The 12,400-nt window shown below is 32.6% G+C and carries 11 protein-coding genes and 1 pseudogene; 11 read left to right on the forward strand and 1 reads right to left on the reverse strand.

Features of this window, described 5'->3' with window-relative positions; translation table 11 throughout:
- Positions 1–70 precede the first annotated feature (70 nt).
- Positions 71–1,255 (forward strand): hypothetical protein, encoded by a 1,185-nt coding sequence (locus BMX64_RS15280; protein WP_091174358.1) that lies wholly within the window; start codon positions 71–73, stop codon positions 1,253–1,255.
- 335 nt (positions 1,256–1,590) lie between these two features.
- Here BMX64_RS15280 and BMX64_RS16020 read toward each other — a convergent pair.
- A pseudogene (locus BMX64_RS16020) lies at positions 1,591–1,773 on the reverse strand (transposase); the annotation flags it as partial.
- A gap of 139 nt (positions 1,774–1,912) precedes the next feature.
- On the opposite strand from BMX64_RS16020, the gene BMX64_RS15290 reads away from it, so the two are divergent.
- From BMX64_RS15290 to BMX64_RS15340, 10 genes are all read left to right on the forward strand, one after another.
- Positions 1,913–3,133 (forward strand): alpha/beta hydrolase-fold protein, encoded by a 1,221-nt coding sequence (locus tag BMX64_RS15290; protein ID WP_091174365.1) that lies wholly within the window; start codon positions 1,913–1,915, stop codon positions 3,131–3,133.
- 469 nt (positions 3,134–3,602) lie between these two features.
- Positions 3,603–4,139, forward strand: coding sequence for a DcrB/PsbP domain-containing protein (locus tag BMX64_RS15300; RefSeq protein WP_091174372.1), 537 nt, complete (start codon positions 3,603–3,605; stop codon positions 4,137–4,139).
- A gap of 183 nt (positions 4,140–4,322) precedes the next feature.
- Positions 4,323–5,207, forward strand: a complete 885-nt coding sequence (locus BMX64_RS15305) for a pepsin/retropepsin-like aspartic protease family protein (protein WP_091174375.1) — start codon at positions 4,323–4,325, stop codon at positions 5,205–5,207.
- Between the two features lie 162 nt (positions 5,208–5,369).
- Positions 5,370–5,936: a DUF7010 family protein gene (locus tag BMX64_RS15310; RefSeq protein WP_208858990.1), complete on the forward strand. Its 567-nt coding sequence runs from the start codon at positions 5,370–5,372 to the stop codon at positions 5,934–5,936.
- Positions 5,937–6,451: 515 nt separating this feature from the next.
- Entirely contained in the window at positions 6,452–7,303 is an 852-nt protein-coding gene (locus BMX64_RS15315) for an alpha/beta fold hydrolase (RefSeq protein WP_091174376.1), read from the forward strand.
- Between the two features lies 1 nt (position 7,304).
- A complete protein-coding gene (locus BMX64_RS15320; protein ID WP_091174377.1) occupies positions 7,305–7,775 on the forward strand; it encodes an RNA polymerase sigma factor in 471 nt (156 codons plus the stop codon).
- The gene (locus BMX64_RS15325; protein ID WP_091174380.1) at positions 7,765–8,370 is read left to right on the forward strand and encodes a hypothetical protein; all 606 of its coding nucleotides are present in this window, start codon (positions 7,765–7,767) and stop codon (positions 8,368–8,370) included. Before BMX64_RS15320 ends, BMX64_RS15325 begins: the two co-directional genes overlap by 11 nt.
- Positions 8,371–8,744: 374 nt before the next feature.
- Positions 8,745–9,473, forward strand: a complete 729-nt coding sequence (locus tag BMX64_RS15330; RefSeq protein WP_167543078.1) for an energy transducer TonB — start codon at positions 8,745–8,747, stop codon at positions 9,471–9,473.
- A 150-nt stretch (positions 9,474–9,623) separates the two neighbouring features.
- The gene (locus BMX64_RS15335) at positions 9,624–10,184 is read left to right on the forward strand and encodes an HD domain-containing protein (RefSeq protein WP_091174385.1); all 561 of its coding nucleotides are present in this window, start codon (positions 9,624–9,626) and stop codon (positions 10,182–10,184) included.
- Between the two features lie 319 nt (positions 10,185–10,503).
- Positions 10,504–11,151: an RDD family protein gene (locus BMX64_RS15340; protein WP_091174389.1), complete on the forward strand. Its 648-nt coding sequence runs from the start codon at positions 10,504–10,506 to the stop codon at positions 11,149–11,151.
- The last annotated feature ends 1,249 nt before the right edge of the window (positions 11,152–12,400 follow it).

Raw genomic sequence — 12,400 nt, forward strand, 5'->3', positions numbered from 1 at the left:
GTTCGTTTAGAGGTTTTTTATCCCGACGCTTCGGGAGAACTGACGTTAGTTGCTATTAAACCGAAAAACGATGAAAAACATCATAATATATGCACTTTTATTGATTATATCAGTAAAAATGAACGCACAGAATAAGAAAGAAATTTATCAATCTTCAAATGATATTGGAAAAAAAATTGAGAAAGATACTTTATCATGGAAATATCAAACGGGAGCCACTGAATACTCAATAAGTCAATATTATTTAAAAGGTTTAGAAACTTGGGATAAGAATGGAGTTGGAATTCAAAAATTATCAAAAGAGGACAGCTTGTATTTTAAAACTTTCAAGCCTCACAATGCAAAAGATTATATTATTGAAAGGTCTAAAAGCGAAAAACTTATTATTATTAATGAAGCGCATCATAATTCAATGCACAGAGTTTTCACAACTTCTTTGTTACAAAAATTATATGACAATGGATATCGCTTTTTTGGTTTAGAAGCAATATCAGACACATTAATAAACAAACGTAAATTTGTAACTAAAGAAAGTGGTTATTATACAAATGAATCACAAATGTCAAATCTAATTAATGAAGCAATAAAAATAGGTTTTACAATATTCAATTATGAAGTTTCAAATGGAGAAAATGGTAAAGAAAGAGAAATTGTACAAGCAAAAAATATTATTAAAATAATTAATGACAATCCAAATTCTAAATTCTTAATACATTGTGGATGGGATCACGTTATTGAAGGAACTCCAGGAAATAAAAATTGGGAAAAAGCAATGGCTGGTAGAATAAAAGAATATACAAATATTGATCCTTTTACAATTGACCAAACATATTATTCTGAAAAAGGTGATTCAAAATTTAATAAACCATATATAAATTTGGTTAATTTAGATTATCCAGTAATAATGGTAAATGAAAAAGGAAAAACTTTTAATGGAGGAATAGAAAACGACCAAACGGATTGTAGAATTATACATCCAATTACAAAATATATAAATAACAGACCGAATTGGCTAAACTTATCAGGAGAAAGAAAAAAATACAAAATACCCAAAAGTAAAGTATCCGAATTTCCAATTTTAGTTTTAGCATATAATCAAGGTGAATATGAACAAAATGGAATTCCTTGCGATATTGTTGAAATTTTAGATGAAAAACAAATAGGTAATTTAATATTGAAAAAAGGGAAATACAAAATTATAATTAAAGATAAAAAATATAAAATTTTAAACGAATACGAGATAAGAATAAATTAACAGCCACTAACAGCTAGAGATTCGTTGCGTGCGCAGCACGAACAATGAAACTCCGGTTGAACGGAACCAGTCACTGGCAGGAACTATGGAGTTATCGTAAAGTTTTGAGAGAGAATGTCAAGAGGATTTAGTATCCTCTTTTTTTTGAGAAGTATTTTTTGGTTTGCTATCGTGTTTTCCTTTACTTTCGGGCATACGTGCCCTTACCCATAAAATTAGTTTTCACAGGGATTTAGATTTTGGCCACCGCCAAGATACCAAGCAGGCGGACAACGCTGGTCAAAAACCGCTATCCGGTGTAAAGTAACCGTTTTACAAAACGGTCATTTGGGCATAAAAGGTTTTTTAGCAAATACCACCCCAGGTTTCTGCCATAATTCCTTGCGAATTTGTTCGTATTGGATAGGTAATTTTGACTTGATTTTGGCGTAATATTTAGCCCTAAAAACTTTAGACAAGGCTTTGACAGGAAACAAGAATCTACCACCGTTTCTGCTATTTTGCCACTGTCCGTTTTTCAATAAAGAATTTCAATTGTAGTTTAAATCACATATATTTACTTTCTGAATAACCAAATACAGTTCGTTTGGAGGTTTTTTATCCCGACGCTTCGGGAGAACTGACGTTAGCGTGTATTTAACAAACCACAAAAAAAATATGAGAAACATTCTTTACATTCTTCTTTTTCTTCCTGTATTTAGTTTCGGACAGGCTTTCAACCAAAATGATAACAAAATCTCTATCGGAACCATAGAGACCATTCAATCTACCCTATTAAATGAGAAAAGAGAAATATTGGTTTATGTCCCTACTTCAGGAGGTGTTGATAGTAAAACCCGGTACCCAGTTCTTTACATTTTAGACGGAGCTTCTTTTTTTCATTCTGTAACAGGTATGGTACACTATTTAAGTGCCATTGGTAAGATGCCGGAAATGATAGTTGTATCGATAGTTAATACCGATCGAGTTAGGGACTTAACACCTACCCATAGCACGTCATGGTCGAATGGAGAACAAGATGCAACTCATTTTAAAAAATCAGGCGGTGGTGAAAAATTCATCTCATTTATCGAAAGAGAATTAATCCCTTATATTGATTCTCACTATAAAACTGAACCCTATCGCATGTTTATTGGTCATTCTTTGGGAGGATTAATGGTAGTGAATACCCTTATTAATAATCCTAAATTATTCAATTCGTACGTAGCAATTGACCCGAGTATCTGGTGGGATAATAAAACTATCATGAAACAAGCTGCGATTGTTTTGAAACAAAAAGAGTATACAGGGAAGAAACTATTCTTTGCTTCAGCAAATACTATGAATAAGGGAATGGATTCTATCAGAGTGGTAAAGGATACGGCAAATGGCAATTTACATGTGAGAGATAATCTTCAATTCCGTGAAATACTCAAAAAAAATAAAAATAATAAGCTGGACTGGAAGTGGAAGTATTATAACGATGATAATCATCCATCGGTACCTCTTATTGCTGAATATGATGCTTTGCGTTTCTTTTTTAAAAATTATGAATTACCCAAGCAACTGGACGATCGTTCAATAAATGCTGAGTATATTCAAAATCATTATCAAAATATTTCTGTAATGTTAGGTTATTCAGTGCTACCACCTCAAAGCACTATCAATTTTTTAGGATATAATAATCTGTCAGGCAAACTTTATGAAAAAGCATACGGTTTTTTTAAAATGAATATTGATAATTATCCCGCAAGTTCAAACGCCTATGATTCTATGGGGGATTTTTATGTTGAAAAGGATGATAGAAAAAAGGCAATAGAATCATTCGAAAAGGCATTGTCTTTGAAAGAAGTGTCCGAAACCAGAAAGAAACTAGAGAAGCTACAAGCGAAAAAATAAAATAGCCGCTAACTGCCGTTTGGCAATATGGGGGTTTAGGCTTAATTTAAAAATGGTTTTGCACTTGTAAAAGTAGTCATTAACCAAAAGTATAGGCATTTTTAATACGCCACATCGCCAAGCGGCCAAACGTTGTGGGATATATTAATACGAAAGCACGCTAAAATGAAAAACACTATTTATATTATTTTTCTATTAATCTCGAATGTTAATTACTCTCAAGATTACAGATCACCTGAATATCAAAAATTAAGAATTGATGAGGCTATAACTTGCATTAAAAATAATGAACTCGAAAGAGCTACTATGATTTTATACTTTGTAAATAATATAAATAGTACGAATAATTTATTATGCAAATCTAAAGGCTATCGCTCAGGTGGCACCGAAAATAGGATACGAACCACACACCATCTCAAAGTAGCAAAAGGTTGGTAGAAACAATAACAAAAATCGTTTATAAAACAGCATGAGAAAAAACATTTTAAAATCAATTTTATCAGTTGCAGTATTAATTCCATTTATAAGTTTTGCCCAAATTAAAATGGAAAAAATAAATTTATTAAATGGAAAAGTCGAATTTAATTCCCCGACGGAATTAACTAAAATGACTGATGAAATGTGGGCATTAAAATATCATAACAGACCGAAACCAACATTTGTAGTATCAGATAAAAATGGAGGAGTCAATCTTATTGCGGACACAACAAATCAGTCTGCATCAGAAAGTCAATTGGGCTTATGGAAAGATTTCCAAATCGAACAGTTAAAAAAAAACAGACCTGATTTAAAAGTTTTAAATGGGGGCGTAAAAGTTATTAATGGAAAGAAAGTTGGGTATTTTAAATTTATAACAGAAGCAACTGACCAAAAAATTTTTAATTATTACTTTTTTACAATTGTTGATGGAAAAATTTTATTATTCTCGTTTAATTGCATTGAAAAACTGCGAGTTAATTGGGAAAAGTCAGCAGATGAAATTGTAACTTCTCTTAAAACTAAATAAGATTGCTCCTGCCAGCACTTGCTATAACGGATTTAGGCAATTGTCTTTCCCGAAGTATCGGGAGGGAAGGTGGTAGTGTATTTGGAGAAATCGTGATTAACCGAAGTATTAGAATTATTAACCCGGACCATCGTCTACTAGCTAAACGTTGTAGACTATTTAAAAACCACACCAACCTACAATATGAAACGAAATTTACTTATTGCTTTTGTACTTATGTCGATTCCTGTTTTTGCTCAAAACATACCCTTGCGCGATACTATTTCATTGACTATTAACGACCATAACACCATTTTTATAAAAGCTATTTTCAATGAAAAAGACACTTTAAATTTAAATTTCGATACCGGGACAACCGAATTGATTTTAACAAATGATGTTTTAAAGAATAGACTTAAAGCTAAGCCTACACTTTACAGCACATTCTATAATTTAAAAATGGGAAAAACGAATTATAGAACTAAAGTTTATGACGCTGAATTAGCAGGACATGAGACCGATGGCAGATTTGGTTGGGACTTTTTCAAAGGAAAAGTCGTTGAACTCAATTATGATAATCATTCTATGATTGTTCATTCTGAATTACCTAAATATGTACCATTAGACAGTAAATTCACTACACTGAAAATGGAATTCTGGAAAGACTTGTTTTTAGTTTCAAGCGAAATTAAGCAAAATGGAATTGTAAATACAGCCCTTTTTCTCTTTGATACAGGTTTTGACAGAACTGTACTGTTAGACAATGATTTATTAAAAGAAGGTAACTTTCCAACTAACAAAATGGAGTTTGTCAAAAAAGTAATCATGAAAGGTGCACAAGGAAACGAAATTCCTGTTATTACTGCTAATTTAAAAACCTTAAAAATTGGAAAATATAAATTTAAAAATATTCCAGTTCAAACAACCACTTCGCAAAAGCCATTACGTGATAAAAATGTTCATCTTTTAGGCAATGAAATTCTGAAAAGATTTAATCTGTTCCTTGATTTTCAAAAAAACGTCGTGTACTTGAAACCCAATCATTTATTTAACGACAAATACATTGACCAAAAGAAAAACGGCATATAATCGCTGTTTGGTACTATGGCGTGTTTAGGCTTACTAGAGAAAATGGTTTTGTATTTGGGAATTTTGGTATATTCAAAAAGAAGGCTTACTTTAGTTCCAAAGCTCTTGCAGCAAGTGAGCATAAAACCGCAAGTAAAACTGAATCAACAATCTAACGCAACTATGATACATAAAAATTTAAATATCAGTAATTTACAAGAAGCCCAAGGTGATATGAGAAATGGCTATGGCTATGGTTCCATTGGTGTTTTTGTTTCAGGGATAGTTTGGGTATTTTCGAGCTTAATTGTAAATTACCATTCCTCACAAAAAGGCATCTGGACTTTAATTATAGGAGGAATGTTCATCTTTCCAATAGCAACATTACTTGGAAAACTAATGGGTATTAAAGGAGGACATCATAAGAACAACCCTTTTGGAAAACTGGCAATGGAAGGTACACTATGGATGATTATGTGTATTCCGTTAGCTTATGGTTTGTCGCTGATTAAGGTAGAATGGTTTTTTCAAGGAATGATGATGATCATTGCCGGACGATACTTAACCTTTGCAAGTATTTACGGTATACGCCTTTATTGGGTTTTGGGAATTATTCTGGGATTGGCAGCTTATGCCCTTTTTAGAATGGAAGCAGGAGGCTTTCCTTCTGCATTGACAGGCGGTTTAATTGAAATTATATTTGGGATCGTTATTTATGGTCTTTACAGGTATGACAAACAAAAAATATAGAAAATTGATGGGCACTCTTTGCTACATAAATGGAATGAGATTAAAATGCCTGCAGGTAAGCTAGAGTATTTGGGTGCGCAACATGAACAAGGAATTAAAGTCACTGAACACCAAAATAAATAAACCATTTGTGAAGTAAATCCGTTTTGATTGGAACCGTCCACACGTTTATTCTTTATGGGTTTTTCGATACAAGAGTTACAAGAAAATCAAGCAGATTTATAGGTTTTTTTGTAGCGCTAAACGATTGCTTTTTGAATATTTATCTTTTAGAAACTAGAAGTGACTTTTCCAGAAAGAAAAATAATTGTAGTTTAAAATATCAATTGTTAACCAAATAGTGTTCGTTTGAAGGTTTTTATCCAGATGACTCTGACGAACTAGCACTAGTAAAACTCTGCGGGAGCATCTTCCAAATTGATATTTCTAATCATTTTAAAATTATTATTTTATAAGTTCTGTAACATTTTAGACAGTCTCGTATCTAAAAGGCGAACCAATAAAAAAATATTAAAATGAACCAATTTAAAAGCACCATCGGATTATTCCTATTTATCTCTTTTTGTGTAAACACTTTTGGGCAAGCCAAAACAAATGCATTTGAAGTAACTAAAAGTGGACAAGGTAGTACATCAATCATTTTTATTCCAGGATTTTCCTGTTCAGGCGAAGTTTGGGATGAAACAAAAACAAAGTTTGAGAAAGACTATACTTGTTATGTTTTAACAATGGCAGGTTTTGCTGATGCAAAACCGCAAGATAACTCAACTTTTGAAAATTGGGAAACCAGTATTGCCAATTATATTAAAAAAAATAAAATTGACAAGCCAATTATTATTGGACACAGTATGGGTGGAGGATTGGCTTTGGCACTTGCATCAGATTATCCAGAACTGATTGAGAAAATTATTGTTGTAGATGCACTTCCTTGTTTGTCTGCATTGATGAATCCTGCTTTTAAATCAGAAGAGAAACCGGACTGTTCAGCCATGATAAATCAAATAAGCTCGGCAACGAATGAGCAATTTTACCAAATGCAAAAAATGAACATTCAACAACTAGTTGCCGATACATCAAAACAAGAATTGATAGTAAATTGGAGTGTACAATCAGACCGAACAACATTTGCAGCTATGTATTGTGATTTTTTAAACACAGATTTGCGAGAAAAAATAAAAGCTATAAAATGTCCTACTTTGATTTTATTGGAGGCGTATTTTAAAAATGTAAAACCTGCCATAGAAGAGCAATATAAAAACTTAAAAACAGCGAACCTGCAGTATTCCAACAAAGGATTACATTTTATTATGTATGATGACAAAGAATGGTATTTTAGCCAGTTGAATAACTTTATATCAACCAAATAAAATGGTATTTGAAGATCTGTATAAATCGTATTGGCAAAAAATATTTCGTTTGTGTATGGGGTATATTAACGACTACGACCTTGCACAAGATATGGCACAGGAAACATTTATTATAGTTTGGCAACAACTACCAAAATTTAGAAATGAAGCCAACATCAGCACTTGGATTTTTAGAATTGCTTCTAATAACTGCTTGCGACAAATTGAAAAACAAAAACGTTTCCCAAAAGCAGCATTGCCTGTTCATTTAAAAGAAGAAAAAGAAGAAAATATTGAACCTCAAATTCAATTTTTATATGCGTGTATTTCAGAATTACCAGAAACCGACCGTATCATTATTTCACTAGAACTAGAAAATATAAAACAATCTGAAATAGCAAGTATTGTTGGGCTTTCTGAAGTCAACATAAGAGTGAAAATTCATAGAATAAAAGAAAAATTAACTCAAAAATTTAAAGAAAATGAATCCTAACATAAATTTTAACGAATTATGGGCAAAGCAGAAAACCGGTGAGCCTGATATAGAAGATTTGTTGTCTAAAATGAATACGTTTAAAAAATCCAATTTAAAAAAATTAATTATAACAAATCTTTTACTGATTACAACTTCTCTATTTATTATTTTAATTTGGGTGTACTTTCAACCACAAATGATTACAACAAAAATAGGTATTATAGTAACTATTTTGGCAATGGCAATTTTTGTAATCGGGTACAACCAAAGTTTTGTGCTTTTTAGAAAACAAACAAACGCGCTAAGTACTACTGAATATTTGAAAGACCTGTTGGCCATCAAAGCACAGCAAGAATTTATGCAAACCACAATGCTGAATTTATATTTTATTTTGCTTTCTGCAGGAATAGGCTTGTATATGTTTGAATATACAGTTCGGATGACCGCTTTTTGGGGAATAGTTGCTTATGGGATTACTTCCATTTGGATTCTGTTTAATTGGTTTTATTTGAGACCAAAACAAATTAAAAAACAACAATCTAAATTAGACGAAATGATTGGTAAATTCGAAGAGCTACACGAACAACTAACCCAAAATGAGAGCATCCATTAGCACTTAGAGATTGCTTGCGTGGGCAGCAGGAACAATTAATTAAAGTCACTGAACACCAAAATTAATAAACCATTTGCGAAGTAAACCCGTGTTGAACGGAACCGTTCAAAAGTTCATTCTTTATAGGTTTTTCGATACAAGAGTTACAAGAATTTAAAGAGGATTTATAGTCCTCTTTTTTTGTTACGCTAAACAATCGTTTTTTGAATGTTTGTCTTTTAAAAACTAGAAAGTGACTTTTTTAGAAAGAATTTTAATTGTAGTTTAAAACATATATATTTACTGACTGATTAACCAAAAAGCGTTCGTTTGAAGGTTTTTAAACTGACGACTCGGGTGAAGTGATGCTAGCGGTACTTAAAAAAGATAACACAATGAAAAAAATATTTGCATTGACATTTTTCCTCCTGACCGTTGTTACTTGGGGACAAGACACGATATATTTTGATTATGACTGGAACAAAGTAAGTTCCTTTAAGTACACAACTTATTATGAAATTGCTCAGTACGATAAAGCAGATACTAACAGAGCAACAGAGAGAATTTATTTTAAATTGGGACAAATTAAAACAGAAAAGAGTTACTCTGATTACAAAGACAAAAAAGTAGATGGAAAATTAAAAGAGTGGTATGAAACCGGACAACTGCGCAGGGACATAGACTTTAAATCGGGGAAATTAAATGGACAATTTTTAACATATTGGGATAATGGAAAACCTAAACGTATAGACCGTTACGAGAATAATAAATTGATTGAGGGCAAGTGTTTTAATTTTGATGGTGTAGCGACTACCTATTATGACTATGTAAAAAAACCAGAGTTTCCAGGTGGTATGAACGAACTAATGGAACATTTAGGAAAAGAATTGAAGTATCCGAACAAAGCAAGAAAAGAAGAGATTGAAGGACGGGTTTTAGTTGGTTTTATTGTAAATAAAGATGGCAATATCTCAGACATAAAAATTATTCAGAGCTTAAATAAACAGCTTGACGAAGAAGCAATACGCGTGGTGAAAAAAATGCCAAAATGGAAACCGGGAATGCAAGACGGAGAAGCAGTAAGAACAGCTTTTAATTTGCCAATTGAATACTTACTGAATTAACAATTGCTAGCAGGTATTTGGTAAAAAAGCGGGTTTCAATGCTGGTAGATTTGTTCAGTGCTTTGAAATCCACTTCTTCGCCAAGCGCTAAAACGAGATTTGACATTCTCTAACTGCAGTAATAATTAACTTCTCTGAAAAAGAAATCATATGAATAAAAAATGGTCTATTGACGAAATACAGGATGTGTGGCAGTTAGCAACAAAAATGCATGACGGCCAAAAATACGGAGGCGCAAAGCAAGGAGAGCAAATTGAATATATAAATCATATTGGTAGTGTTACTTTTGAGATTTTGACGGCCGTTACTGTTGACAATGATATGAATCCTGATTTGGCTATGAAATGTGCAATTCTGCATGATGCAATTGAGGATACAGACTTATCGTATGATGATATATTAAATGAATTTGGACTTGAAGTAGCAAATGGTGTTTTAGCTTTGACTAAAAATGAAAATATTGATGGAAAAAAAGCAATGATGCTTGATAGTTTGAAGCGGATAAAAGAGCAACCAAAAGAAATATGGGCGATCAAAATGGCTGACAGAATAGCCAATTTATATGCACCTCCTTTTTATTGGACCAATGAAAAGAAAAGCGAATATCTGGAAGAGGCACGCTTAATTCATGATGAATTGCGAGCAGGAAACAAATATTTGGAAGTTAGATTAGCAAATAAAATTATAGAGTATCAGAAATTTATCGACTGAAAGAAATGAAAATGAACGCCACATTACTGTTAGGGTTTCCTGGAGGACGCAGCACGAACACTGAAAAACCTAGTTTGAAGGGGACCTAAGGTGGTTACCAATAAAAATGATTGGCGTTTAAATTAACCTATTTACGCTCTAATTAACTAAATTAAGATGCCTTTGGAGACTTTAGCCCGACGCTTCGGGGAACTGTTTTGGGAGCAAAGATATGCAACGCCCAATGTTACAATCAAAAGAAGTCGGCAAATTTGCAAAGTAATCCTTGGAAATCAATTTAAACTATTACCTTAATTTTTTACTAACATAAAGTTCAACTATGATTATTTTTGGAACAAAAACAAGCGCATCGGTTATTAAAACTGGGGAATTTAATTGCCCAAACTGTCAAAATAAACGGAATTACAAGTTAAAGAGATTTAAAAAGTATATCCATATTTTTTTTATTCCCATAATTCAAACAGACAACTTAGGAGATAGTTTAGAATGTGGCTTTTGCTTAATAAATTATGTGCCTGGAACAGTACTTTCTAAAGATGAATATAGCCCAGAAAATTTGTTAAGCACTACTATTTCTGTTAATTATTGGGGTACTCCGACAACTTTTGGAAAACGATTAGGGGCTTATTTAATTGACATGATTTTTATTTATGTGGTACTATTTGCACTAGTGTCTTTGGAACTTGGAATATTGCGCTTACTGATTGGGTTTATTTATTTTTTAGGTTGCGACCTATTACTAAAAGGCTCTTCCTTTGGAAAATTACTACTGCAAATGAAAGTTTCTGAATTGGATAAAGACAAATTACCGACAACAATGAAACTATTAATGCGAAATGTAGTGAAAGGAATTTGTAGTTTTTTCCCTCCAATTTATTTAATTGCCTTATCGAATGATAATGTTCAAACTTTACATGACAAAGCGGCAAATACAATTGTTATCGATAAACTAGGCAATTCTAGATAAAAGAGTAAATACTATTATTATTACTATTATTTCTGAAGAACAATCTTTTCTTTTTTGCTTGATCAAAAAAGAAACAAAAAAATATTCACGGGTTGATATTGTTTTTTTAGTATTTATGAATCTTCGATTTCAAGCCTGAAAATAAAAAGCTTAAAAACGGTTTTATTTATTTACCTGACAGCCACTGGCAGTCCTCCTTTTAATTTCAAACATTCCGCAGCCCGAGCCGTTCGTCCTTCGTCCTCAACTCGCGGACTGCTGCCACTTTACTTTCTCGTTGTTTTTTATGCTTTTTATTTAAGGGTGGTGGTAGGAGTTTTAGTTGGTTCTAGGTTTTCGGTATTGGGATTTAGTGAGGAGTGAGGAGGCTTGTAATTTTCGTTTTACCCCAGCCCTAAAGGGAGCCGAAAATTCAGAGCTTGATGTTGTTTCGACTACATGGGGACTTTAAATGGTGTTACCAATGACTTTTTATTGAAAGTAAAAATTAAGGTTTACTCATTTTCTTTTAGCTCACTTAACTTTTATTATAAGTGGTGTTTGCTGAATCTTCGATTTGTCTTGATACAAAAGAAACAAAAATTATTCACGGGTTGTTATTGTTTTTTTTGTATTCATGAATCTTCGATTTCAAGCCTGAATAGTTTTATCCCAAAATCATCGGACGTATTTTCCTATCGCAACCCCAGCCGCTCGTGTTTCACACTCGACTCGGGGGTTGCTCCCTTCGGCTAAGGCTTAAATCCTTACCGTGATTTTTTGGGATATAACTATAAGGGCGGTGAGAGAAGGGGTTGAATTAACGTTTATTGGAACTACTACTACTACTACTACTACTACTACTACTACTACTACTACTACTACTACTATTATTATTATTATTATTATTATTATTATTATTTCTGAAGAACACTCTTTTCTTTTGCCTTGATGCAAAAGAAACAAAAGATCAAGCCTGAATAATTTTATCCCAAAAATCATCGGACGTATTTTCCTATCGCAACCCCAGCCGCTCGTGTTTCACACTCGACTCGGGGGTTGCTCCCTTCGGCCACCGCTTAAATCCTTACCGTGATTTTTTGTGATAAAACTATAAGGGCGGGGAGAGGAGGGGTTGAATTAACGTTTATTGGTTTTATTATTATTGAAGAACGATCTTTTCTTTTAGCGGACTTAACTTTTATTATAAATTGTGTTTGCTGAATCTTTTCTTTTGTCTTGATTACTCACGAGTTAATACTTTTTTGTG

It is taken from the genome of Flavobacterium sinopsychrotolerans (genome assembly GCF_900110375.1).
GTDB classification, from domain to species: domain Bacteria; phylum Bacteroidota; class Bacteroidia; order Flavobacteriales; family Flavobacteriaceae; genus Flavobacterium; species Flavobacterium sinopsychrotolerans.

What these genes read in the sequence shown, in the direction of transcription:
- BMX64_RS15280 (WP_091174358.1), top strand. Translation starts at nt 71, where the DNA reads ATGAAAAACATCATAATATATGCACTTTTATTGATTATATCAGTAAAA.
- BMX64_RS15290 (WP_091174365.1), top strand. Translation starts at nt 1,913, where the DNA reads ATGAGAAACATTCTTTACATTCTTCTTTTTCTTCCTGTATTTAGTTTC.
- BMX64_RS15300 (WP_091174372.1), top strand. Translation starts at nt 3,603, where the DNA reads ATGAGAAAAAACATTTTAAAATCAATTTTATCAGTTGCAGTATTAATT.
- BMX64_RS15305 (WP_091174375.1), top strand. Translation starts at nt 4,323, where the DNA reads ATGAAACGAAATTTACTTATTGCTTTTGTACTTATGTCGATTCCTGTT.
- BMX64_RS15310 (WP_208858990.1), top strand. Translation starts at nt 5,370, where the DNA reads ATGATACATAAAAATTTAAATATCAGTAATTTACAAGAAGCCCAAGGT.
- BMX64_RS15315 (WP_091174376.1), top strand. Translation starts at nt 6,452, where the DNA reads ATGAACCAATTTAAAAGCACCATCGGATTATTCCTATTTATCTCTTTT.
- BMX64_RS15320 (WP_091174377.1), top strand. Translation starts at nt 7,305, where the DNA reads ATGGTATTTGAAGATCTGTATAAATCGTATTGGCAAAAAATATTTCGT.
- BMX64_RS15325 (WP_091174380.1), top strand. Translation starts at nt 7,765, where the DNA reads ATGAATCCTAACATAAATTTTAACGAATTATGGGCAAAGCAGAAAACC.
- BMX64_RS15330 (WP_167543078.1), top strand. Translation starts at nt 8,745, where the DNA reads ATGAAAAAAATATTTGCATTGACATTTTTCCTCCTGACCGTTGTTACT.
- BMX64_RS15335 (WP_091174385.1), top strand. Translation starts at nt 9,624, where the DNA reads ATGAATAAAAAATGGTCTATTGACGAAATACAGGATGTGTGGCAGTTA.
- BMX64_RS15340 (WP_091174389.1), top strand. Translation starts at nt 10,504, where the DNA reads ATGATTATTTTTGGAACAAAAACAAGCGCATCGGTTATTAAAACTGGG.